Genomic DNA, 25,044 nt, shown 5'->3' on the forward strand with positions numbered 1-25,044 from the left:
ATTTAAAATTCATAGAGCGTTTTTAAACAAATTAAATTCTTCTCGAATTTAAGACTTCACTAGCTTGTCCTTTTTCATTTTAGGATTAACTGTAGCTTTTACCAAACTTTTTGATTGTAAATCATCCAATACGTTTAACGCTTCTTCTACATAAACATCTTTAGATAAAGCTTGGTGCCATGCCTCTCTTTTTTCTTTTAAAGAAGCATCAGCTTTCATTTCATCTTCTTCATACGGTAATGATTTAAAAATCAAATCGTTTTTGTAATCGGAAATTGGTTTATATTTTTTTCCTTCGTTTTCAACTTGTTCTTGAGTTTCTTTAAAATTCTTAATATTCAAGCTATATACGTTTTCTTTGTTCTTAACATCGATCCATTTCGCATTGTCATCAATTAACTTAAATTGAGCATTTTGAGCAATTCTGTTTTTACTGTTCATAATTGCTTTGTTGAAATTCTCATTAGAAGTCCAAGTGCTGTAATCGGCTGGATCAATTTTATCCCAAGGCATTGCATTATCAATGTCTCTTTCTCCCATTTTTAAGTAAGCATAACGATCTGGCATTACCACATCACTATGAACACCTTCTAATTGAGTAGAACCACCATTAATTCTATAAAACTTCTGTCCTGTAATTTTCAATGCTCCAAGATCTCCATAGTTTGCATTACGCACAAACTGATTTAAATCTAATACGTTTTGTACAGTTCCTTTACCGTAGGTTTGTTTACTTCCGATAATAACACCACGTTTATAATCCTGAATTGCAGCCGCCAAGATCTCAGAAGCCGAAGCAGAAAAACTGTTTACCATGATAACTAATGGACCATCCCACTCGATTTTTTTATCTTTATCATATAAAACTTCTTTCTTTTTACCAGCAGATTTTACCTGAACGATTGGCCCTTCTTCGATAAATAAACCAGCAATATCAACCACTGTAGAAAGAGATCCTCCACCATCATCACGAACGTCTAAAACAATACCGTTGATGTTTTCTTTTTTTAATCTCTCTACTTCACGAGCAATATCTTTTCCTGCATCACGTCCGTCTTTGTTTTCAAAATCGATATAAAATTTAGGAAGATAGATCACTCCATATTTTAAACCATCTTTCTCCACAATACTAGACTTAGCGTATGTTTCTTCAATTTCAACAACATCACGAATAATAGAAATCACTTTAATAGAACCATCAACTTTCTTAACAGTCAATTTTACTTCAGTTCCTTTGTGACCTTTAATTTTCTTTACAACATCATCCAAACGCATTCCAACAACATCTACAGGCTCTTCGTTACCTTGAGCAACTTTTAAGATTAAATCTCCTGCTTCTAATTGTTTTCCTTTCCAAGCTGGACCTCCAGAAATTAACTCATCAATTTGAGTAAAATCATTTTTCTTAGTCAAACGAGCTCCAATACCTTCCAATTTACCGCTGATGTTTACATCAAAACGATCTTTTTCTTCTGGTGCAAAATAGCTTGTATGCGGATCAAAACGAGCCATGATAGAGTTCAAATAAACAGAAAACCAGTAGTCTCTATTCAAATCTTTAATCACGCTAAAATTATCATCTAGAGATTTTAATGAGCTCTCACGAGTTTCCTTCTCTAAAGTTTCAAAAGATTTTTCTTTGTAAGCTGGATCTTTTTTCTTCTTTTCATCTTCAATTTTTTGTTTTGTAACCAAAGAAGAAAGAGTCGATAATTTAATCTGTTTTCTCCATCTTTCATTAATCTCTGCTAAGTTTTTTGCATACGGAATCTTCTCATAATCCGCATCAAAAGTCTCATCTACATTATAGTTAAATGGCTGAGCTAAAATCGTTTTATAACGTTTTTTACTTTCCTCCATACGCTTCATTAACCTTGTATAGGTAAGGTTGAAAAACGTAATATCTTTATTCAAAAACTGATCGTCCAGCATTAATTCATACTGTTTGAATTCGTCAATATCAGACTGAAGGAAAAATCTTTTTGAAGGGTCTAGAGCATCAATGTAATCCTTGAAAATACCTTTAGAAAATTCATCATTTATTTCTGCTGGGCTATAATGCCCTTTTTCAATAACAAATGCTAATAATTCTAAAAGTGTCTTGTCTTTGTTCGGATCTGGGTCGATTGTCCTATCGGCATTCATCTTAAATGCAAATAATGTAAGCGATAAGCACAATACGGCTATGAGTATCTTATAATTTCTTTTCATAAACTTTATAATAGCATTCATCAATTTTTTTATCTAAGTTACGTTAAAAACTATGCCACGAGAGCTAACGCTTCGATAATTTTTTGTTAAAGATATAAAAATGTTTAATTCGCAAAAAAGTTCTTTACCTTAGTTGACAAATTTTACAGTATTTGTGACTTCTCGCAAATAATTGTGATTAATTTTGTTCTTAAAATCTTACAATTGTTAAAACTACACATAATATTTATTAAATGAAAGCTGAGAAACCACTTATATTAGTAACTAACGATGATGGTATTTTGGCTCCAGGAATTAGAGCCCTTATTAGCGTTATGGAAACAATAGGCGATGTCATTGTTGTGGCACCAGACAAACCACAAAGTGCAATGGGGCACGCAATCACCATCAATAATACTTTATTTATTGATAAAATCTCCAAAGACAATGACACAATTGCAGAGTACAGCTGCTCTGGCACGCCTGTCGATTGTGTAAAATTGGCAGTAAACGAAATCTTAAAACGCAAACCCGATTTGTGCGTTTCGGGAATAAATCACGGATCGAATTCTTCTATTAATGTCATATATTCCGGCACCATGAGCGCCGCGGTTGAAGCTGGAATCGAAGGTATTCAAGCCATAGGTTTTTCTCTTTTAGATTTTGATTGGAATGCTGATTTTGAACCTATAAAATCTTTCGTAAAAAAAATCACTTTAGAAACCCTTGCCAATAAACTTCCGCCAGGAGTAGTTCTAAATGTGAATTTTCCGAAGCTAAAGGAATCTGAAATTAAAGGTGTTAAAGTTTGCCGTCAAGCGAAAGCCTACTACGCGCAAAAATTTGATAAAAGACAAACTCCTTTTGGGAAAGATTATTACTGGCTTGCCGGAAAATTTGTAAACGAAGATAAAGGCGAAGATACAGACGAATGGGCTTTGGCAAACGGATACATTTCGGTAGTTCCGGTACAGTTTGACTTGACCGCTCACCACTCTATTCAACAACTTAATACTTGGAAATTAAATGACTAAAGAAATACTGATCGGTTTTTTAATCGGAATTTTTACAGCTCTTTTAGGAAGTTATCTATTCATCACTTTTTTTACCACATTTGATATTTCACAAGGATTTCAAATGATTCGAGAATACGGATATCTCGGAAAAATAATTACTATAGGAACACTTTTAGATCTTGCCGTTTTTGGTATTCTGTTAAAAAGAAATAAAGAATTTATGGCGCGGGGCGTAATTTTAGCCGTGATTGTACTGGCAATTTCGACATTAGTTATTTAAATCTTATCTTTGCTAAGTTCCCTTTAATGGTTGCAACTTTAGCACATTTACAAAAAAACCAACATGAAGTATTACATAATTGCAGGAGAAGCCTCTGGAGATTTACATGGTTCAAATTTAATGAAGGCCTTATATACCGAAGATCCAGAAGCAGAAATTAGATTTTGGGGTGGAGACTTAATGCAAAAAGCAGGCGGAACTCTGGTAAAACACTATCGCGACCTGGCTTTTATGGGCTTTATCGAAGTGGTTTTCAATTTAAAAACCATTTTAAACAATATTAAAATCTGTAAAAAAGACATCTTGGAGTTCCAACCAGATGTGATCATTTTTATCGATTATCCTGGTTTTAATATGCGAATTGCAAAATGGGCAAAAGAATTAGGCTATAAAACGCATTACTATATTTCTCCTCAAATTTGGGCTTGGAAAGAAAACCGAATCAAAGCCATCAAACAAGACGTTGATAAAATGTATGTTATTTTGCCTTTCGAGAAAAGTTTCTACGAAGACAAACATCATTTTCCTGTAGATTTTGTTGGCCATCCGCTTATTGATGCTATTCAGAATCAGCCCGCTTTTGATGAAGCGTTATTTAGAAAAGAAAATAATTTAGGCGAAAAGCCCATTATTGCCGTTCTACCAGGAAGCCGTAAACAGGAAATTACCAAAATGCTAAGCGTAATGCTGAGTGTTGTAGATGATTTTCAGGATTATGAATTTGTTATTGCAGGCGCTCCAAGTCAGGAATACGAATTTTATCAGCAGTTTCTAAAAAATAAAAACATCGCCTTTGTTTCCAATAAAACGTACGATTTACTTCGTTCTTCTACCGCCGCTCTGGTAACTTCTGGAACAGCAACTCTTGAAACAGCTCTTTTTAAAGTTCCCGAAGTAGTTTGCTATAAAGGAAGTGAAGTATCGTACCAAATTGCAAAACGTATTATTACATTAAAATATATTTCTCTTGTCAATTTAATTATGGATCAAGAAGTTGTAACCGAGTTGATTCAAGGAGATTGTAATAAAAAACGAATCAAAGAAGAACTTCAAAAATTATTAGAGCCTGACCATCGCAATAAAGTGCTGCAAAATTACGATATATTAGAACAAAAATTAGGCGGAGTTGGCGCGAGTAAAAACACAGCAAAACTCATTGTTGCCGATTTAAAACAAAATAATTAATTGATTTGAAACGAATTGTAATTTTTCTGCTTTTAGCAATTGCCGTTACTTCTTGTAAATCGACTTCAACAGCGGTATCAAAAAACAGCACAAAAAGCGAATCAAAAAAAGAAAACAGAGCTTTGGTTAATAATTTAATTGAAAAAGCTACTGATAATATTGGCGTTCGCTATAAAGCAGGTGGAACTACAAAAAGCGGTTTTGATTGTTCTGGATTGGTTTACACCACTTTTGAAAGTGAAAATATCCAACTTCCTAGAAGTTCTTTCGATCAAGCAAAAATTGGAAAAGTTGTCCCGTTAAATGACGCCAAAAAGGGAGATTTAATATTCTTTAAAACCAACAAAAGCAGACAAATCAATCACGTCGGACTAATTACAGAAGTCAATTCTGATGAAATAAAATTTGTTCATTCTTCGACTTCAAAAGGTGTAATTATTTCCTCTACAAAAGAAACCTATTATAAAAACTCCTTTGAGCAGGTAAATAGGATTCTTCCATAAAAAGATATTTTTTTATTATTTTTCTTACAAATATTTAATACTTTTAAGCCATGAAAGTATTAGATTTTCCGTTAATAAAAATTACAATCGCTTTTATAATAGGTGTCATTACAGCTTATTATTTACACTTACCTATTGCGGCAATTCATTATTTACTAATAATTTGTATTTCCCTATTTGTCATTACATTTTTCTGGAATTTAAAAAACAATAAGAAAACAATTCCCTTCGGGATTTCAGTTTACTTGCTCTCTTTTTTCTTGGGTTCTTTTACCCTTATTAGCCATACCGAAAGTCTTCAAAAGAACAATTACACGCATTGCAAAGCAGTATTTGAAACAAAACAATCTCTTACTTTAATCTTGAGAGAAAAATTAAAAAGCAATGATTTCAGTGATCGTTACATTGGGCATATCAAAACCATTTCAGGAAAAGTTTATTCTGGAAAAATAATTGTAAACGTTCAAAAAGATAGTAGCCGCAATCCTCTAATTATAGGAAACAGCATTAAAATTCAAACGCTTTTACAGCGAAACAAACCCAGTAAAAATCCAAATCAATTTGATTACAGCGGGTATTTGGCAGACAAACAAATTTATGCTCAAATATATTGTTCCAAAAAAGAAATTTTGGTGAACAAAAACATTAAAAAAGACATTTGGTATTATTGTGCCAAATTACATTCGCGAATAATTTTTAATCTTGAAAAGTCAAAATTCAACAAATCTGAAATGAATGTTGCTCTGGCGCTCATTTTAGGTCAGCAGCAGGACATCTCACAAGATATTATCCAAGATTATCAATACTCTGGGGCTACACACGTTTTATCTGTTTCTGGGCTTCATGTAGGCTTTATAATGCTTTTTATCACTTTTATACTTAAACCAATTCCAAACACAAAAAAAGGTTCGTTTTTTAAACTGGCTTGCATTCTAATTTCTTTAGCCGGTTTTGCTATTATTTCTGGTTTATCGCCTTCCGTTTTACGATCTGTAGTCATGTTCTCCTTTCTTGCAATTGGAAATCATTTGCGCCGAACTGGCAACATCTATCATACTTTACTAGTTTCAATTTTACTAATATTACTTTTTGAGCCTTATTTCTTGTTTGATGTTGGCTTTCAATTAAGTTACATCGCACTTTTTTTCATCCTTTGGCTACAGCCTATTTTAAAAAATATTTATAAACCGAATAACAAAATAACAATTTACATTTGGGAAGCTTTAACGGTTTCATTCGCTGCTCAAATTGGCACATTGCCTTTATGCCTTTACTATTTTCATCAATTTCCAGGATTATTTTTTGTCACGAACATTATTATACTCCCTATTTTATCCTTTATCATGATTGCTGGAATTGTGGTTATGATTATCGCTATTTTCACTAGTCCGCCTTTATTCATCACCATGATTTTTGAGAAAAGCATTTATCTGCTAAATCTCATGATTCATGCTGTTGCTTCTATAGATTCATTTGTTATCCGAGACATTAGCTTTAATTTGTTTCATTTATGGGCATTTTCTTTATTTATAATCAGCACGATTGTCTGGATTAAAAAACCAAGTTTCAGCAAATTGCTATATGCATTGATTTCGATTATTACGATTCAGATTGCTTTTATTTTAACCAAAATAGAAACTGAAAAAGAAGAAGAATTGATTGTTTACAACGAAAGAAATAATACACTCATTTCTGAACGTTCAGGAAGAAACTTTGTACTTTTTACTAGAGATACTGTTATTGAAAACAACCGAAACTTCAATTCGTATCTCGTAGGAAATTCAATTACTTTATCTAGAGTCAAAGAAATTAAAAATTTGCTGTATTTTAAAAACACCAAAATTCTAATTATTGACAGCACTAAAACTTTACCAGAAAAAATAAATCCAGATATCTTAATTCTAACTCAGACCTCAAAAATAAATCTGGATAGATTGCTAGAAAATATTCGTCCTAGAATTGTTATTGCTGATGGATCGAACTCTAATTCGATTCAGAAAAATTGGAAAAATAGTTGTCTTAAAAAAAATATCCCTTTTCATTCAACAAAAGAAAAGGGATATTATAGATTGTAATTTTATTCTGGATTTAAAATCAAATCCGATTCAGAAATCCATGATTTAACGCCAGAAGCTGTATAGCCAATAAGCCCTAGTTTATTAAAATTGGTCTTTCCTTTTCTACTGGTAACTTCAGAAAAACACACTTGCGGAATCTCTTCGATACCAAAAGCATTTTTCAATCGTAAATTTTGCTCTTTACTTGCATCAGAAATAGACGGATCGGAAAGATCAAGCTTGACCAAAATAACATTTTTACGCGACCATTCTTCAAAATCACGAGTGGCAAAAATTTCATTTTGCAATTGAGGACTCACGTTTTGACTAGTAAAAAAAATGAGTAACGGTTTTCTTTTTTCTGCGCTTGCAGTTACAGCATCATTGATGTCTGTTTTCCATATTATATTTTGAGAATTCATATAAAATGGACTTAAAATAAATAGTAGGATAAGTAATTTTTTCGGCATATAATTTTGGTTTGGGTTATGTTAATAAAACTAAAATAGTATAAAAATATAATCCAATAAAGAATTTAAGAGATTAAAAACCAACTTCTAAGCATTAAAATCAAATTGACAATAAATTGCTTATTTTTTAATAAATGTGAAATAAACACTAATAAAAAACGTTAAATATTGATTGATCTTTTTAATAATAAAAAAATCCCCTTCTGTAAAACACAAAGGGGACTAAAAAAAATTAAAATAAAAGTCGAATGAAATCGTTTACTATTCTGCTGGATGTAAAATTGCATTTGATTCTGCAATCCAAGCTTTCGCTCCTCCAGGTTTATAGGCTATTTTTCCTAAGGCACTAAATGTAGTCTTGTTTTTTCTTACCGACGCCATTGCAAAGCATACTTCTGGAAGATCTTGAACTCCAAATGCATTTTTTAATTTCACATTTTGTTCACGATCGCTATCTGAAGCATTCATATCAGACAAATCTAATTTTACTAAGACCACATTGTCACGTGACCATACAGCAAAATCGGGCGTTTTAAAGATTTCGTTTTGAAGATTTTCTGGTACACCTGAGGCAGTGAATAAAATCAGCATTGGTTTTTTCTGGTCATTACTTATAGCAATAGCATCTGTCATGTTTGTTCTCCATGCTAAGTTTTGTGCTTGCGCCATAAATGAACCTAAAAAAAATAGTAGGATAAGTAATTTTTTAGTCATACAAATTGGTTTTGGTTAGATTAGCAAGACGAAATTAACATTATATTTTAGTTATCCAAATTTTATTAGCACAAAAAATACATTATATGTTTTTTTAAACGTAATAAAATAAATAATACTCAATTCGCATAGATTTTGTAAAGAATTTTTCCTACTAAACAAAAAAAGGTCCCTTACAGTGTAAGAGACCTTTTGATATTTTTTTATTCTAAATTTATAATTTCTTCGGATGCACTATTCCTTCTGCAACATTTAACCAAGCAGATGGACCACCGGCAACATATCCCGTTTTACCAAGACCTTTAAAATTAACTCTTCCGTCTTTTGTTTCTGCACTTGTAAAGAAAACAGTTGGAAACCCTTGAATACCGAAAGCTTGCTGTAATTCATTGTTTTGACTTTTAAGCTCTGGCGTTTGTGCAACAGCTCTAGGATAATCTAATTCTACTAGAACTACATTATCTGTCGCCCACTTTTTAAATTCAGCAGTTTTTAAAACTTCATTTTGCAAACGAATACACCAACCACACCAATCACTGCCAGTAAAAAACATTAGCATAGGCTTTTGTTCTTTGTTACTTATAGTAATGGCTTCTCTAACATCTGTATACCATTTTAATTCTTGTGCCTGAATATTTGCGGCACCAATTAAAAACAAAGCGATGAGTAGTATTTTTTTCATAACGAGGAATTTTATGCAAATTTATGCAAAAAGTTATTATAATATAATTATTTAACTTCCTGCATTAATCTTCTGATTAGCGGGGTAGCCACAATTAAAACAACTCCCGCAATTAAAGAATACAATGCTAATTGATAATATCCGTCTGTATAAGCAATAAGTTTAGACATTAATGTAGTTCCAGTGTTGGCATCAGATATTTCAGCTCCCAATTTCCCGGCAGCAAACTGCCCGAATGCACTAGATAAGAACCATAATCCCATCATCATTCCGAACAATCGTTTAGGAGATAATTTGGTAATTACCGACATTCCGATTGGACCAATACACAACTCCCCAAGCGTATAAACAAGATATCCTAAAGCAAAAACATCAAGAGAACTTAATCCATCTGCATCTACAAAAAATCTAGCAGAGTAAAAGATAAAGAAACCTGCCGCAAGAAGAATAAATGACAAACCAAACTTAATAACAGTATTAGGTTCAATTTTTCGTTTAGCCATTAATATCCATAACAAACCTACCAATGGACTAAAAATAACAACATACAAGGAGTTGATACTATTATTTACCACATTTGGATCAATATGAAAAAACAACAACTTGTTCGATAAATTGTCTTTTGCAAACAAAGACAATGAACCTCCAGATTGTTCCGAGATGGCCATAAACATAAAGTATCCAAAAATGAATACAAATGCAGCTAAAAGTTTTCTCTGCTGTTTTCCATCTTTTAACATTATCAATTCATATGCAAAATATCCTAATGCCACTACTCCCATAGTATACATAAAGTACTCTGTAAAATCAGAATTGATAACCATTATATAAACTAGTGGAATTACAACAAAAGAACCTACATAAACTGCAGTTTCATAAAGATTACGTTTTTTAGGCGCATGGTTTTCTAATGGAGAATTTCCAATTGGCGCAAGATGCTTTTTCGTTAAAAGAAAAGTAATAACTCCAATTATCATCACAATTGCCGCAGAAAGAAAACAAAGACTCCAAGAATAGTTCTTTCCTAAATAAATAGGAATTGCACCACCAAGCATTCCTCCAATATTAATTCCTGCATAAAACAATCCGTAACCAGCATCTCGACGGCCGTCACTTTCGTGATACAACTCTCCTACCATTGAAGATACGTTCGGCTTAAAAAAACCTGTTCCAATAATAGAAAGTGTTATTCCGTAGTAAAAGAAATCATGCGGAGAAGCTGCAATAAGCAAGTTACCCAAAATCATGACAATTCCTCCAAAAAGAAGCGATTTCTTAAAACCTAGTATCTTATCAGCAAAAATTCCACCGATAAAAGTAAATGCATATACAAAAGCCTGAATTGCTCCATATTGCAAATTTGCTTTTCCTTCTACTAGCCCTAATTGGTCTACCATAAAAAAAGCTAAAACCCCTCTCATTCCGTAGAAACAAAAACGCTCCCACATTTCAACCAAAAACAAGTACCACAATTGTTTTGGGTACTTGCCTTTAAAATTTTGAATTTCTTCTAAAGTAATATTGTTTTCCATTTTTTATCTAACACCGTGCATTAATTTTTTCAATAGTGGTGTTAAAGCAAATAATAAAATTGCAGCAATACCAGTTAGGACAACAAATACCATAAAGAATTCATATAAGTTATGGATTTCAAATCCTGCAAAAATTGGGTTTTGCGCACTAATTTGATGATGATCCAACAAAGCCAATTGGTCTGCTGAAAGTGTTATTTTTTTATCTAAAACTGCCTGAAGATCAATTCCTAATTCTTTTGCTTTTGCAAATTTATCACCAGTTGCTGGCAAGATAGAACCTAAAGTTCCTCCTAAAGCGTAACCTGATGCATTAGACAAGAAGAATACCCCGTATAATAATGATGCAAAACGTTTTGGAGATAATTTACCTACCAATGACAAACCAATTGGAGACAAACATAACTCTGCACATGTATTTAAGAAATACAATAAGATTAACCATTTAACTAGCAATAAACCAGAAGTTCCGATATAAGATACCTGAGTAGCAATCATAAAGAAGCTGATCGAAATGATCACTAAACCTGCAGCCAGTTTTACTGGAGAAATCGGCTCTTTCCCTTTAGCTCTCAAAGTATCCCAAAGAATACTGAAAGGAACCGCTAAAAACACTACAAACATTCCGTTAAAAATTTGAACCATCGATGGTGGCATTGCCCAACCAAAGAAATGTCTGTCTGTTTGGTTATCTGCAATAAAAGTTAAAGATGAACCTGCCTGCTCAAATGCCGCCCAGAAGAAAATAATAAAGAACGATACGATATAGATTACAATAATTCTATCTCTTTCAATTTTAGTTAAAGAAGTATCAGATATAATTAATCCTGCCAAAGCCAAACCACTTGAGTAAATCAAAGTATAGATCAAATTCTGACCTACAACATAATGAAAAAAGAATCCTAAAGCAATAAATGCTACTCCTGCCATAGCAAGCGCTTTATTTGAAAAGTTTGCTTTCTGAGCTTCTCCTTCTTCAAAATCTGAAGCATCATTTTTAGAAGGAAGTCCTCCTAATGGTTTTCCTTCTGGAGAAACCACATATTTATTTTTTAAGAAATAGAATAAAATTGTCCCTAACAACATAGCTACAGAAGCTGCCATGAATCCCCATCTAAAAGCGTGGATATCTCTAATTCCACCTGCATCTTTAACATCTCCTAACAAAGGACAGATAGACTGACCTAAGAATGCTCCGATGTTAATTCCCATATAGAAAATAGTAAATGCACTATCTAATTTTGTTTTTTCTTGTTTTGGATACAAACTTCCAACCATACTAGAAATATTTGGTTTAAAGAATCCGTTACCAAAAACAATTACACCCAATGCAGAGTACATAACGATTTTTGCCAAGTCTAAATTAGACTCAAAAATACTTCCGCTGGTGAACAAAAGCATTTGTCCTATTGCCATTAATAACCCTCCTAATAAGATACAATTTCTGTTTCCTAAATAGCGGTCAGCAACAAAACCTCCTAACATTGGAGTCAAATAACAAAGCCCAAGGAAACCTCCGTAAATTAAAGAAGCTTCTTCTTCCTTCATTAATAATGAATTCACAAGGAATAAAGTTAATAAAGCTCGCATTCCATAAAAATTGAATCGCTCCCACATCTCCGTTCCAAACAATACCCAAAGCCCTTTTGGATGCGCGGTTTTTACTTGTGTTTCTCCCATATTATTCATTATTTAATTAGGTTATGATTTAAAATTATAGATTTTCTTTGATGAAATTGGTCATTTTTGTGTAAAGCTGAACTCTAGTGTTACCGCCATAAATACCGTGGTCTTTATCTGGATAAATTTGAGAATCAAACTGTTTATTAGCTTGAATTAAAGCTTCCATCATCTGCATCGAGTTTTGAACATGAACATTGTCATCTCCAGAACCGTGAATCAATAAGAACTTACCTTTCAATTTACTAACATGATTGATTGGAGAGTTTTGATCGTATCCGCTGGCATTCTCTTGTGGAGTCTGCATGTATCTTTCTGTATAAACGCTGTCGTAAAATCTCCAGTTGGTAACTGGCGCAACAGCAATTGCCATTTTAAACACATCGTTTCCTTGGAAAATACAGTTAGAAGCCATAAATCCACCGTAGCTCCATCCGAAGATTCCAATTCTTGAAGCATCAACGTAAGAATAAGCACCAATTACTTTTGCAGCATCTATTTGGTCTTCAACCTCATATTTTCCTAATTCTTTTTGAGTCACTTTTTTGAAATCAGCTCCTTTATAACCTGTACCTCTTCCGTCAACACAAGCTACGATATAACCTTGCTGCGTTAATGAAAGAAACCAGTAATCATTAGAATTATTCCATTGATTCGCTACCTGCTGAGATCCTGGACCAGAATATTGGAACATGAAAACAGGATATTTTTTTGAAGGATCAAAATCTTTTGGCTTTAAAATCCAAGCATTCAATTCATTTCCTTTTGCAGTTTTTAAAACAATAAATTCTTTTGAAGGAAGGCCATACGCTTTCAATTTATCAGCAAGAGCCTGATTGTTTTCGATAACCTGAATTTCTTTTCCAGCTTTTGCATCATTTAAAGTATAAACCGTTGGTTGAGTAGCGCTAGAATACGTATTGATAAAGTATTGGAAATTTGGACTAAATGTAGCTTTATTTGTTCCAGTTTTCGAAGATAAACGCACTTTATTTTTTCCGTCTAAACCAATTCTGTAAAGATCTCTATTGATAGAACCATTTTCTGTAGATTGGTAGAAAATAGTTTTTGTTTTTTCATCGAAACCGTAGTATGAAACCACTTCCCAGTTTCCTTTTGTAACTTGATTTTTAAGTTTTCCGTTTTTATCATATACATAAATATGATTGAAACCGTCTTTTTCGCTTGTCCAGATAAAACTGTTATCTTTTAAGAACGTCAAATTATCATTGATATCTACGTATGCTTTATCTTTTTCATTCAAAACTACTTTTGCAGCCGCTGTGTTTCCATCAACAAACAATAAGTCTAAATTATCTTGGTGACGGTTCAAAACCTGTGCACAAAGTACATTTGCATCATTTGTCCATTGCATTCTTGCAATATAGAAATCATTATATTTTCCTAAATCTACTTTCTTAGTTGCTGCAGCAGCTACATCATAGATATGTAATGAAACTTCTGAATTTTTTTCTCCAGCTTTAGGATATTTAAAAGTCTCAATTTTTGGATATAAATCTTTATGAAAGATTGACATTGAAAACTCAGGAACTTGGCTTTCGTCAAAACGAATATAAGCTACTTTTTTACTGTCTTTACTCCAGTCAAAAGCGCGAACAAATGCAAATTCTTCTTCGTAAACCCAGTCCGTAATACCATTTATAACAGCATTTTTCTTTCCGTCAGTTGTAATAGCCGTAGATTTTTTTGAGGCTACATCGTATACATATAAGTTATTTTCTTTTGCGTAAGCGATTTTTGTTCCGTCAGGTGAGAATGTTGGCTCTTGAATTTGAAAATCAACAAGTTTGATCAGAGATTTTGCTGCGATATCATAAAGATAGTAATCGGCAGTAAAAGAGTGACGGAAGATTTTAGAAGAATGACAAGCAATTAAGATCTTTTTTTCAGAAGCATCAAAAGTATAGCTGTTAATTCCGTCGGCAAGTTCTTTATGGTTCTTAGTATCAATAAGATTGGATACTTTTTTCAGGGTAGCAAAATCGTATAAATCAATCTGCATACTTCTGCTCGCTTGGTCAATATTTAAAACAGTATATTGATTTGTATTTTTCAGCGATTGTAGTTCATCCATTCCTTTAGCCCGGAAAGTACCGCTAAAAACATTTTCGACAGTTATTTTCTGCTGCCCAAAAACAACCGCAGTTAAGAATAAAAGTACTGCAGTAAATTTGCTTGTATTCATTAGAATTATTTTAAATATAAAAAGAGCCCAATTTTAGTAAAAAAAATAAACATAATACACATTTTAAGTGTTAAATGTTAAAAAAAATAACGATTGCGTACTTTCATGTCTGAAATAGATTGCAATCAAAACTCTTAAAATAGTATCTTTGTGCATACAATATTATTTAATACATTGAGAATGAACAACGCTGTTGCCGGATTTTCTAAATTATCCAAAAAAGAAAAAATTAACTGGATTGCAAATGAATATTTTTCAAATCCTGAAGAGGCACAAAATATTATAAGAAATTACTGGAATTCAGACGAAAAGCTTCAGCAGCTTCATGACGAATTTATAGAAAACACCATTACAAACCTTTATATTCCACTTGGAGTTGCTCCTAACTTTTTGATTAACGGAAAATACAAAACAATTCCGATGGCAATTGAAGAAAGTTCTGTAGTGGCAGCAGCTTCTAAAGCTGCAAAATACTGGTCGACAAGAGGCGGATTTAAAGCTACTATTATCAATACTGAAAAAATTGGCCAGGTGCATTTTACTTACAGCGGAGATGCAGAAAAACTAACTCAGTTTTTCGATCAATTAAAGCCAAAATTCTTTTCAGAAACGCAAAGCATTACCAAAAACATGCAGCAGCGTGGCGGAGGAATTTTAGACATTAAACTAAAAGATAAAAGAAGTTTACTTGAAAACTACTATCAGCTTCATGCTACTTTTGAAACCAAAGACAGCATGGGCGCAAATTTTATAAACTCTTGTTTAGAGCAATTTGCTACAACTTTAAAAGAAGAAGCTCAAAATTCTGACTTATGCCAAAATGATGAAAAGCTCGAAGTCATAATGAGTATTCTTTCTAATTACGTGCCTCATTGCCTAGTGAGAGCAGAAGTTTCTTGCCCAATTGAAGAATTGGCAGAAAAACACATCACCAATCCTCAAGAGTTTGCTGAACGTTTTGTGCAAGCTGTTCAAATTGCAGAAGTAGAACCTTTTAGAGCAGTTACCCATAACAAAGGCATCATGAATGGTGTCGATGCTGTAATTCTGGCAACAGGAAACGATTTTAGAGCCGTAGAAGCTGGCGTCCACGCTTATGCATCCCGAAATGGTCAATACGCGAGTTTATCTCACGCCAAAATCGAAGACGGAATCTTTACTTTTTGGCTTGAAATTCCGCTTGCAGTTGGCACTGTTGGTGGCTTAACTTCTTTACATCCATTAGTAAAATTGTGCTTAGAAATTTTAGAAAAACCATCCGCACCAGAATTAATGCAGATTGTTGCAGTTGCAGGTTTAGCACAAAATTTTGCCGCATTGCGCTCGCTAACCACAACTGGAATTCAGGAAGGCCATATGAAAATGCACCTTAACAACATCATCAATCAATTTGAAGCTACCGATGAAGAGCGTCATTTAATTAAAACACACTTCAAAAAAACAGCTGTTTCTCATAGCGCTGTGGTAGAATTTATTGAAAACTTAAGAAAATAACAGAAATTGCAAATTTCAATATTTTAAATTCCAAATTCCAATGTTAGTTCTTGGAATTTGGAGTTTGGGATTTTGAATTTAAGATTTAGAATTTATATAATAAAACAAGTATGTCAACAACCTTTTATAGTAACGGAAAACTTTTTATAGCTGGAGAATATCTGGTTTTAGATGGAGCAGATGCTTTTGCGTTGCCTACAAAATTTGGTCAGGATTTAGTGATTGAAGATTCAGAAGACAAACAAATCGAATGGAAAAGTTATGATTACGACAAACACTTATGGTTTGAAGAGACTATTTCATTTGACGAAGTAATAAAAGGTTTAGACTCTCAAATTGATACGGTAAAATCGACTTTAGTCAACATTCTGCATGAAGCTTATATCTTAAACCCAAAGTTTATTGATAACGCAACAGGCTATAAAGTAAGCACGCATTTGAGTTTTCCAAAAAATTGGGGATTAGGAACTTCTTCTACTCTTATAAATAATATTGCACAGTGGACTGAAATTAATGCTTTCACCCTATTAAATAATAGTTTTGGCGGAAGCGGTTATGATATTGCGTGCGCACAAAACGACACCCCTGTTTTATACAGAATAAAAGATAATTTTGTACAACAAGTTGAATTTAACCCAGACTTTAAGGAGCATATCTATTTTGTTTACTTGAATAAAAAACAAAATAGCAAATCTGCTATTTTCTCATACAACAACCACAAAAATAATCATTTAGCAGACAGAGTTGCAGAAAACAATAAAATCACAAATGCGATTCTTCATGCTCAAACCTTAAAAGATTTTGCTTCTGCAGTTCAGAAACACGAAATTCATTTGAGCAAAATCTTAGAAATGCAAACTATAAAAGAAGCTATTTTTCCTGATTTTAATGGTGTCATTAAAAGTCTAGGAGCTTGGGGCGGCGATTTTGTTATGGTAGTTTCTAAAGAAAATCCGAAAGACTATTTCTTTAATAAAGGATATGAGACGATTTTGACTTATGAAGAAATGATTTTATAAATCAATTTTGAAAAAAGACATTAATTAGCCTTTTTAGTGCTTTTAACGTGCTTGGTCTCCAAACGACGAACAGCTTTACTTTCTTGCTCATTAGACTCTATAAGTCTATTATGCAAGCGCTCAGCCATTTTTTCGATACTGCTTGTAATAGAATCGTAAACCACTTCCATTCGGCGGTGTTTCTCCTCTTTTACTGCTCTTAGAACATCTTCTACAAAAACTTTATCATATTTTTCGGCAACAGAATCATGTGTATTGGTCAATCTGATCACATAATCGTTACTCAAAATAGTAACTTTAAAATGCTGTTCTTCATTACTCAAATAATACTTCCCACCCAATTCATCAACATTGATGTCGGTGCTGCCCACTTTTAAAAGCTCGATAATAATCCCATAAATATGACTCTCTATTTTGGTGTATACTCTCGGCTTCTTTCTAAAAAAATTAAAAGTAAAAAACATTAAATGATCAATTATTAAGGATATTGCTTTTGGTTTTGAATTCTTTCTTTTTTCATTTCCAGCAAAAGCCAAAAATATGTTAAAATGAAAAATCGAGCAAATAAACTGTAATATTTTGAAAATCACAAGTTTTTCAAATTAAATTTCGATAATCCCTATATACTTTAAGAAAATTAACACAAAGTAAAATATTTGCTTCAATAAGGACAGAAAACCTTTACCAATTCCTTGTGCGTGTTTTATCTAATCTTGAAATAAAACTTACTTTTTAAAAATAAATAAACTCTTTATTAGATCTATAAAAATTAAAAAACGCTAATTACGAAACCAAATCTTAGCAAAGTCACTAAAAAAAAGAAAGCCCAAAACATTTAGTTTTGGGCTCTTATATATTAACCTTTTTAACGTAATAAAACTAGTAGTTAAATTGTAATCTGTTATCTTCAATTTTAGCATTGTTTTTCAACGCTGGCAATACTCTACTTGCATCATTAGCACTTTGAGCTTTTACTTTCTCTACATAAGCAGCATGATTAGCAATTGCAGGAGCTTTTACAGTTTTAATGTTTTTAACGACATAAACACCTGTATTTCCTTCAATTGGAGCAGAGATTTTGTTTGCTGTTAAAGCAAATGCATTACCTACTACTCTTGGCTCTTGTCCAACTCCGCCTGGCAATACAGGATTATCTAGAGTTACATCTGTAGCTTGTTGAACTGCAACACCTGCAGCTTTAGCAATAGCTTCAATGCTAGAACCTTGCATTTTAGCTTTTAACAATTCTGCTTTTTTCTTGTTTTTCAAGATTGGCTCAACATAAGGTCTTGCCATATCAACAGAAACTAAACCTGATTTGTTTTCACCTTTATATTGTGCGATAACGTGTCCGATGTTTGCGATTTCAAAACGTTTTACATCTCCTTTGTCAGTTTCTTTATCAAAAGCCCATCTTACAATGTTACGTTGGTTTCCTAATGGTCCAAACGCTTCATCCATAGCTTTTGCATTAACTGGCTGAGCCACTTTTAAACCTAATTCTTTTGCTGCAGCGTTGAAATCTTTATCAGCAGCATCCATTTCGAATTTAGTCGCTAAAGTAAATACTTTATCAGATGTAGCTTCAGAAGGTTCGATTTTTTGAGCGATTGTAGCTAAACGAATTCCGTCTTGTTTATCTGTAATTTTGATAATGTGAAATCCGAAAGGAGTTTCAACTAAACCAACTTTACCAATTCCGTTGCTGAATACAAAATCATTGAAAGGTTTTACCATTTGGTTTGGTCCAAAATATCCTAAATCACCACCTTGTTGTGCAGATGAATCATCAGAACTTGTAAAAGCCAACATCATAAAACTATCTGGATTAGCTTGAACTTGAGCTAAAATTTCTTCCGCTTTAGCTTTAGCTTCTTCTTTAGTTCTTTTCTCTTTTGGATTTGGAGTTTGAGATCCTTCATAACCAATTAAGATATGACTTGCTTTTGCATTAACACCAGCTTTAAATCCTAAAGATTTAGAGATTGCATAGTATCTTCCGTAAACGTATGGTCCGTAGATTGCTCCAGCTGGCAAGCTAAATAATTTATCAGCATCAACTGCTGGCAATGCATTTTTAGGAACATAAGTAGAATCGTAAGGCACATCAGAATTTGCATTTACAAATTCAGCAATGTTTGTTGCGCTTTTAAATCCTGGCAATGTATCGTTTTTACCTGTTTTTGCATTGTAAACAACACTTCCTGATAATAAAGCAGTTAATTTAGCTTTAATTTCAGCCTCATCTTCTTTAGAAGCTTTATCTTCAACTAAAACGTACTGAATTTCGCGAGTTGCATCAGCTTTGAATTTTTTCTCGTTTTTCTTCATGTAAGCTACGATCTCATCATCAGAGATTTTTACTTCACTATCTTTAATAGAAGAATAAGGAGCTGCTGCATAAGCAAAACTCACTTTATTAGCTTCCATTTCATACTTTAATTTTCCTTCACTAGCAGTTGTGTAAAGTCCTGATTTAATTAAAGTATTATAGATTTGAAACTTAGCATTCAATTCAGCATCTTTCTCTTTCTCAGCGATGTATTGTGCAGCTTCTGGATTTGTTTTAAAATAATCCTTAAACTTAACAACATCAAAAATTCCTGCTGCGTTTAAGAACATTGGGTTTTTACCAATATTTGGATCTGATTTCAAAACCTCTAAAATGTGTTTTTCACCAACTCTCAATCCTAATTTATCAAATTGAGATGACAATAAAGCGATTGAAACTTCTTGATCCCAAACTCTGTTTGCAGCTTCAGTGGAAGTTATACCTTGCCCACTTTTTTCAACATTACTAACTTTAACTCTAAAGTCTTCAAATGAAATATCTTTTCCATCGATGCTTCCTACATCTTTTGAACTTTGACCAAATGTTCCTCTTGTAAATAGATCTTGTATTATAAATGCAAATAATGCAAGTGCAATAACTCCTATCAATAAAGCGGAACGCTGTCTAATTTTTGCTAAAACTGCCATTTTATTATCGTTAATTTTATATTCAGTTTGCGAAAATACAATTATCTAGTTAATAACAATACAACTAGCGTTTTATTTTCAATATTTTTTTTCATTAATTTAAAAAATCAGTCTTTAATTGTCATTTTGACTAGTTCTATTTTCTTATTTGAAGCCTCTTCAATAGAAAAATGGAACTTATCTACTACAATTTTATCTCCTTTTTGTGGGATTTCTTTTGTATGATGGACAATAAAACCTCCTAATGTGCCATAAGAATCTTCTTCAGGAATCATTAATTTATAGGTCTCGTTCAAGTACTCAACATCTAATCGTGTTGAAAACAAATACTTACCCTCTCCTATTTGCTCTTCGATCAATTCTTCATCTAAATCGTGCTCGTCTTCAATTTCTCCAAAAAGCTCTTCTACAATATCTTCAATTGTAATAATTCCTGCAGTACCTCCATATTCATCTAAAACTACTGCAACATTTTTTCGTTTTTTGATCAATAAATTCAGAACATCTTTAATTAAAATGGTTTCTGGAACAAATTCAACGGTCATTAGAACCGATTTTATTGTAGCTGGTTTTTTAAACAAATCGAAGGAATGAACATAACCTACAATATCATCTAATGAATTCTGGCTTATGATAATTTTAGAATAACCCGTTTCTATGAATAAGGCTCTAAGATCGTCTACAGTATCAAACAAATCTATGTCGACAATCTCTGTTCGAGGTGTCATAATATCGCGTGCCTTAACGGCTGAAAATTCTAAAGCATTTTGAAAAATCTGAATTTCAGAATCTACCTCTTCATCTTCTTCAACCGTGCTCATTTGCTCTGTGATGTAATTTCCTAGCTCAATTCGACTAAACAAATGAATTTGACTGCCTTCTGTTTTAAAAAATTTACTCAACACAAAATCTGCAATCCAAATAAAGAAAGTCGAGATATAATAAAACAATCGGTAAAATAAATAAGCCGGAAGAGCCAAAATCTTAATTAAAGAATTGGCATAAATTTGGAAAAATACCTTCGGAAAAAATTCTGAAGTCAGTAGCACAACAAATGTAGCCAGAAGTGTCTGGATAAGGATATTCCACCAATCAGAAAAAACTAAACCAAAATAAGCCATCCAATCTAAAATCAGATCGCCCATAAAAAAACCGTAAATCACCAAAGCGACATTGTTGCCAATAAGCATAGCAGCAATAAACTTAGAAGGGTTTTCGGTTAATTTTGTTAAGATTCGAGACAAGAAATCGTCTTGTTTCTTTTCTATTTCGAGATAAATTTTATTGGCGGATGTAAAAGCGATTTCCATCCCAGAAAAAAAGGCGGCTAGTATTAAACAGAGTATTATAATACTAATTTCCATTTTTTATTGTTTTTTGTTTCGGTCATTATGCCTATTAAGAAATCTTCTCCTAAAGAAAAACATAAAAACAGCCATCCCTGCAATTACAAAATAGAAAGGATAACTCTCATCGCCTTCATTTAGCTTCACAATACCATCATAAGTAAAGAAAACCGCAAAAAGGATGTAAACGTATTGTGTATATTTTAAATAACCCATAATATTATATTTCTTCGTCTGATTCAATTTCACCGCTTATTCGCTGCGAATTAATCACTTTAAAATCTTTACTAAAATCTATTCCCTGACCGTAGGAAACCCCTTTTTTATCAGTCAATTTGAACTTTCGTTCTGTATAAAACCACTCATTTTTCTGATCGAAATACAATTGTTCTGTTTCTAAAACCTGTCCTTCTTCAGAGGTAATCTTTACTTTACCAATCAAATCAATAATTCCAGTGTTTTTATACGAAACCGCGTAATTACCTCTAATAAAGGTACGCTTTTGCTTTTTATCATATAAAGTAACATCGATTCCTTTAGGGAATTCTGTAAAAGGAAAATCAAGATTGGAATAATCTAACATTTTTGGACTGATCAAAACCCCTGTAATGCGTCCAGAATCTGTGTATTTAATATTTACAGTATCGGCATCACTGGCAGGAACAAATTCTGAGAAGTTAATTTTCTGAACTTCTTTAAAATTACTTTCGCATCCAAAAAATAGTGTCACAGCAATAACTGTGACAACTAATAGACTATATCTTTTTGGTAAATTCATTTGCCAAATGTAGTAAATTGTAATGAGCTTCTAAAAGATAAAATATTTAGTTTATTGGAATTTGCTCTTCACAAACCATTTGTCGTTGAAAGAGAAACTCACACTAAAATTAACATAATTCTCTTGTACTAAATCTGATGCTGTTGTACCACGTTTACCAAATTCAATTCCGAAATTTAGATTTGAGAAAGATCCTGTAATTGGAATTCCAGCTCCTAAACTCATTCCAACATCTTTAATAGATTCATTATTTACAATAAGACCGATTTTTTCATATTTCAAACCAGCTCTATACGTAATTCTACTCAAATAACTAGTAAAAGAAGTATAATTTGGAAGGTAATATCCACCAAGAGCGTATTTAGAATAGCTCTCATATCTTACATTACTTGCCTCATTGTAATAATTTGCTAGCTGTCCGTCTCCTTGAAAAGTCATGTTAGCTCCTACAAGCCATTTTCTAGATTCACCAATACCAAAACCAATACTCAATTTGTTCGGAAGTTTTAATTTTGTTGTTTCTGTTGGAGAGATATAAGGGTCAGAATCTCCTTGAACCGAAATAGCTCTCTTATTATCTGAATTCAGATTGCTAGCGAAAGTATAGCTTAAACTAGAAAAAATGCTCGTTTTTTTATCGATTTTTTTCTGATACATTGTACCGAAACTAAATGCCATGCCCGAAAGTTCAGAAGTATTCACTTCTGCCGTTCCGCTTTCAACTCCAGTAATACCTTCTATAGTTGTAGTTGTAATTTTTCCGAAATTATATTGTGCATCTGCTCCAATATTCCAGTTTTTCATGATTTTATATGATAAACCAAAATATACTTTATTCACACCACCTTTTCCGTCAAGCTGAGAATTTAATGCACCTTCTGTAGCCGAATTGTCATTACGTATTTTGTATCCTACTGAACTCACCGGAATCAAACCAAATGAAGCACCAAATTTTCCCATCGGAATACCTAATGCTAAATAATCAAAAGTAGTTCTTTGTGCTTTTTCTGATTGAGAAGTAGTCTTTAAATTAGAAGTAGCAAATGTTCCTCCAACTGTAAAAGTTGTCTGAATTAAGCTGGCATAACTTGCCGGGTTTTCTATATTTAAGTGAATCGTATCTTGCTCTACTGCAACTCCTGCCATAGATCTGTTTTCAAGTGTTCCCTTGAATCTCACATCTCCTATTCCGAAAAAAGAATAAGGTGAAGCAGTACCTTGTTGAGCGAATGAAACGAACGATATAAGCAAACAAGCGCTTAGTATTACTTTTTTAATCATTGTCGATTTTATATTGATATGTTTGGCTCAAACTCTCCAGAAGGAAATTTGAATTGGCAAATATGGTATTTTTTAATCGTTTAGCCAAAAAATCTGCATCGCCTCCCGTTAAAATTATGATAAAATTTGAAAACTCTTTCCGATATTCATCGATAAAACCGTCAATCTCATAGACGAAACCGTTGACAACACCAGAATGTATAGCCTGTGCCGTTGAGTTTCCTATATAAGAGTCGGGCTCTTCTAAGGTTAGTAACGGCAGTCTGGCCGTAAAATTATGTAGCGATTCATATCGCAAACGAAGTCCCGGAGAAATGGCTCCTCCTAAATAATTATCATTTTCGTCGATGAAATCGTAGGTTATGCAAGTTCCGGCATCGATAACCAAACGGTTTTGTTTTGGAAATTGAAGTGTTGCTCCTGCAGCCAAAATCATTCGATCTATTCCTAAAGTTTTTGGAGTTGCATACTTATTTTGAAAAGGAAAAACATCTTCGTGGGTAAAAAAGTGAACTTTTAGTCTGTTTTCGAAAGTCAAAAAGGACTGTTTTTCGATATTTCCTACCGAAGCAACAACCAAATCGGAGCATTTTGGATATTTTTCTAAAATTTTTTCAATTTTTTTTTCGATTTCATTTTTATCAAAAACAAAATTTTCTAGAGAAGTATTATCCTCAAATACAGACGCTTTAATTCTGGTATTGCCAACATCTATCGTTAAAATCATATTTCCATTTTTGCTTTTGCGAAGATACGAATAGATTTTTTCTAAAAAATGTTTTGCACAAACCAAAAATGATTATATATTTGCACCCGCAACAAGCACGGTACCTTAGCTCAGATGGTAGAGCAATGGACTGAAAATCCATGTGTCCCTGGTTCGATCCCTGGAGGTACCACAAAACCCGAATAGCAATATTCGGGTTTTTTGTTTTTATACTTTTCTGTTTTTTTTAACCGCAAGGAACGCTAGGGTTTACGCAAAGGTTCACAAAGTTTAATTTTAAAAACTTTGCGAACCTTTGCGTTTTTTCTTTATTTTTAAATCTATATAAAAATTCCGATCCATTATACTAAAAATTTCCTGAATTAAGTAAACATTAATATCTGAGGCCTTTATTTCATAAGGATGATTCTCTGGAGAATAATACTGAGCTTTCATATCATTATTACACCTTACAACCAATATATATAAATTGGCATGGCCATGATCCTTCCTGCAACTCTGATAGTAACTTTTCTTCTCCAAAATTTCACAAGTAAACTTTAGCTTCTTTTTATCTTCTGCTGAAAAATTTACTTCTTGATTTAGGTTTTTTGTTTTCAATACAGCGCTAAAATTTTTATCAAAATCAACTACTAAAAATTGACCATTTTCATATCCTTCCTGCCATTTGTATAGCAACACTCCATTTTTGACTTTAATAAAATTAGCAAATTCACTTTTGTAAGAAGCAGAATCTCCCCTAAGACCAATATACTGCCATTGCAAAATTTCTGAAGCCACAGAATCAATATAACATTTATTTTCGTCAGAAACATTTACTTCCTGACTTTGACAAACTGCAAAGCTCAAAAAAAGAATTACCCAAAAAATCTGCTTCATAATATGGATCATAAAAATATAGTTCA

22 protein-coding genes and 1 tRNA gene are annotated in these 25,044 nt (G+C 32.8%); 8 read left to right on the plus strand and 15 right to left on the minus strand.

Translation table 11 applies throughout. The features are described 5' to 3' along the window. Positions 1-48: 48 nt before the first annotated feature. On the minus strand, positions 49-2,232 hold the full coding sequence (locus tag NCC77_RS03085) for a carboxy terminal-processing peptidase (RefSeq protein ID WP_250834305.1): 2,184 nt from the start codon (positions 2,230-2,232) through the stop codon (positions 49-51). 212 nt (positions 2,233-2,444) lie between these two features. Here NCC77_RS03085 and surE point away from each other — a divergent pair, with 212 nt between their 5' ends. The 5 genes from surE to NCC77_RS03110 all read left to right on the plus strand — a co-directional run bounded on the left by surE (position 2,445) and on the right by NCC77_RS03110 (position 7,249). Then, positions 2,445-3,224 carry a 5'/3'-nucleotidase SurE gene (gene surE, locus NCC77_RS03090; protein ID WP_250834306.1) on the plus strand — a complete coding sequence of 260 codons (780 nt, stop codon included), beginning with the start codon at positions 2,445-2,447 and terminating at the stop codon, positions 3,222-3,224. After that, a complete protein-coding gene (locus NCC77_RS03095; protein WP_095928127.1) occupies positions 3,217-3,486 on the plus strand; it encodes a hypothetical protein in 270 nt (89 codons plus the stop codon). Before surE ends, NCC77_RS03095 begins: the two co-directional genes overlap by 8 nt. A 63-nt stretch (positions 3,487-3,549) precedes the next feature. After that, positions 3,550-4,671: a lipid-A-disaccharide synthase gene (lpxB, locus tag NCC77_RS03100; RefSeq protein ID WP_250834307.1), complete on the plus strand. Its 1,122-nt coding sequence runs from the start codon at positions 3,550-3,552 to the stop codon at positions 4,669-4,671. Between the two features lie 5 nt (positions 4,672-4,676). Then, complete coding sequence (locus NCC77_RS03105) at positions 4,677-5,174, plus strand: C40 family peptidase (RefSeq protein WP_248729186.1); 498 nt, start codon at positions 4,677-4,679, stop codon at positions 5,172-5,174. Positions 5,175-5,224: 50 nt separating this feature from the next. Further along, a complete protein-coding gene (locus tag NCC77_RS03110) occupies positions 5,225-7,249 on the plus strand; it encodes a ComEC/Rec2 family competence protein (RefSeq protein ID WP_250834308.1) in 2,025 nt (674 codons plus the stop codon). Positions 7,250-7,251: 2 nt separating this feature from the next. On the opposite strand, the gene NCC77_RS03115 is transcribed toward NCC77_RS03110, so the two are convergent. The 6 genes from NCC77_RS03115 to NCC77_RS03140 form a co-directional block, all read right to left on the minus strand. Then, positions 7,252-7,701 (minus strand): thioredoxin domain-containing protein, encoded by a 450-nt coding sequence (locus tag NCC77_RS03115; RefSeq protein ID WP_250834309.1) that lies wholly within the window; start codon positions 7,699-7,701, stop codon positions 7,252-7,254. A 261-nt stretch (positions 7,702-7,962) separates the two neighbouring features. Continuing rightward, the gene (locus tag NCC77_RS03120; protein ID WP_248729183.1) at positions 7,963-8,415 is read right to left on the minus strand and encodes a thioredoxin domain-containing protein; all 453 of its coding nucleotides are present in this window, start codon (positions 8,413-8,415) and stop codon (positions 7,963-7,965) included. 214 nt (positions 8,416-8,629) lie between these two features. Then, the gene (locus NCC77_RS03125; protein WP_095928133.1) at positions 8,630-9,097 is read right to left on the minus strand and encodes a thioredoxin family protein; all 468 of its coding nucleotides are present in this window, start codon (positions 9,095-9,097) and stop codon (positions 8,630-8,632) included. Between the two features lie 47 nt (positions 9,098-9,144). Next, entirely contained in the window at positions 9,145-10,629 is a 1,485-nt protein-coding gene (locus NCC77_RS03130; protein ID WP_250834310.1) for a peptide MFS transporter, read from the minus strand. 3 nt (positions 10,630-10,632) lie between these two features. Then, positions 10,633-12,309, minus strand: a complete 1,677-nt coding sequence (locus tag NCC77_RS03135; RefSeq protein WP_250834311.1) for a peptide MFS transporter — start codon at positions 12,307-12,309, stop codon at positions 10,633-10,635. A gap of 34 nt (positions 12,310-12,343) precedes the next feature. After that, on the minus strand, positions 12,344-14,515 hold the full coding sequence (locus NCC77_RS03140; RefSeq protein ID WP_250834312.1) for a S9 family peptidase: 2,172 nt from the start codon (positions 14,513-14,515) through the stop codon (positions 12,344-12,346). A 180-nt stretch (positions 14,516-14,695) separates the two neighbouring features. Between NCC77_RS03140 and NCC77_RS03145 the strand changes: the two genes are divergently transcribed. Together NCC77_RS03145 and NCC77_RS03150 are read left to right on the plus strand one after the other, a co-directional pair. Continuing rightward, positions 14,696-16,009 (plus strand): hydroxymethylglutaryl-CoA reductase, degradative, encoded by a 1,314-nt coding sequence (locus NCC77_RS03145; RefSeq protein WP_250835062.1) that lies wholly within the window; start codon positions 14,696-14,698, stop codon positions 16,007-16,009. Between the two features lie 110 nt (positions 16,010-16,119). Next, the gene (locus NCC77_RS03150; RefSeq protein WP_250834313.1) at positions 16,120-17,028 is read left to right on the plus strand and encodes a GYDIA family GHMP kinase; all 909 of its coding nucleotides are present in this window, start codon (positions 16,120-16,122) and stop codon (positions 17,026-17,028) included. A gap of 20 nt (positions 17,029-17,048) precedes the next feature. Here the strand turns inward: NCC77_RS03150 and NCC77_RS03155 are convergent, their stop codons facing one another. The 7 genes from NCC77_RS03155 to NCC77_RS03185 all read right to left on the minus strand — a co-directional run bounded on the left by NCC77_RS03155 (position 17,049) and on the right by NCC77_RS03185 (position 24,139). Beyond that, positions 17,049-17,492 carry a hypothetical protein gene (locus NCC77_RS03155; protein WP_250834314.1) on the minus strand — a complete coding sequence of 148 codons (444 nt, stop codon included), beginning with the start codon at positions 17,490-17,492 and terminating at the stop codon, positions 17,049-17,051. Between the two features lie 415 nt (positions 17,493-17,907). Then, positions 17,908-20,007, minus strand: a complete 2,100-nt coding sequence (locus NCC77_RS03160) for a peptidylprolyl isomerase (RefSeq protein WP_250834315.1) — start codon at positions 20,005-20,007, stop codon at positions 17,908-17,910. Between the two features lie 107 nt (positions 20,008-20,114). Next, positions 20,115-21,371 carry a hemolysin family protein gene (locus NCC77_RS03165; RefSeq protein ID WP_250834316.1) on the minus strand — a complete coding sequence of 419 codons (1,257 nt, stop codon included), beginning with the start codon at positions 21,369-21,371 and terminating at the stop codon, positions 20,115-20,117. Between the two features lie 3 nt (positions 21,372-21,374). Then, entirely contained in the window at positions 21,375-21,569 is a 195-nt protein-coding gene (locus NCC77_RS03170; protein ID WP_095928142.1) for a hypothetical protein, read from the minus strand. Between the two features lie 4 nt (positions 21,570-21,573). Beyond that, positions 21,574-22,131, minus strand: coding sequence for an LPS export ABC transporter periplasmic protein LptC (gene lptC, locus NCC77_RS03175; protein WP_250834317.1), 558 nt, complete (start codon positions 22,129-22,131; stop codon positions 21,574-21,576). 51 nt (positions 22,132-22,182) lie between these two features. Further along, on the minus strand, positions 22,183-23,412 hold the full coding sequence (gene bamG / locus NCC77_RS03180) for a BamG family beta-barrel-assembly machinery protein (protein ID WP_250834318.1): 1,230 nt from the start codon (positions 23,410-23,412) through the stop codon (positions 22,183-22,185). Then, the gene (locus tag NCC77_RS03185; RefSeq protein WP_250834319.1) at positions 23,405-24,139 is read right to left on the minus strand and encodes a type III pantothenate kinase; all 735 of its coding nucleotides are present in this window, start codon (positions 24,137-24,139) and stop codon (positions 23,405-23,407) included. The genes bamG and NCC77_RS03185 overlap by 8 nt, the downstream gene beginning before the upstream one ends. Positions 24,140-24,238: 99 nt before the next feature. Between NCC77_RS03185 and NCC77_RS03190 the strand changes: the two genes are divergently transcribed. After that, positions 24,239-24,311: transfer RNA gene (locus NCC77_RS03190), tRNA-Phe, on the plus strand. Between the two features lie 104 nt (positions 24,312-24,415). Here the strand turns inward: NCC77_RS03190 and NCC77_RS03195 are convergent. Continuing rightward, a complete protein-coding gene (locus NCC77_RS03195) occupies positions 24,416-25,030 on the minus strand; it encodes a hypothetical protein (protein WP_250834320.1) in 615 nt (204 codons plus the stop codon). Positions 25,031-25,044: the final 14 nt, after the last annotated feature.

Origin of the sequence: Flavobacterium tyrosinilyticum (assembly GCF_023656565.1) — a bacterium.
GTDB classification, from domain to species: domain Bacteria; phylum Bacteroidota; class Bacteroidia; order Flavobacteriales; family Flavobacteriaceae; genus Flavobacterium; species Flavobacterium tyrosinilyticum.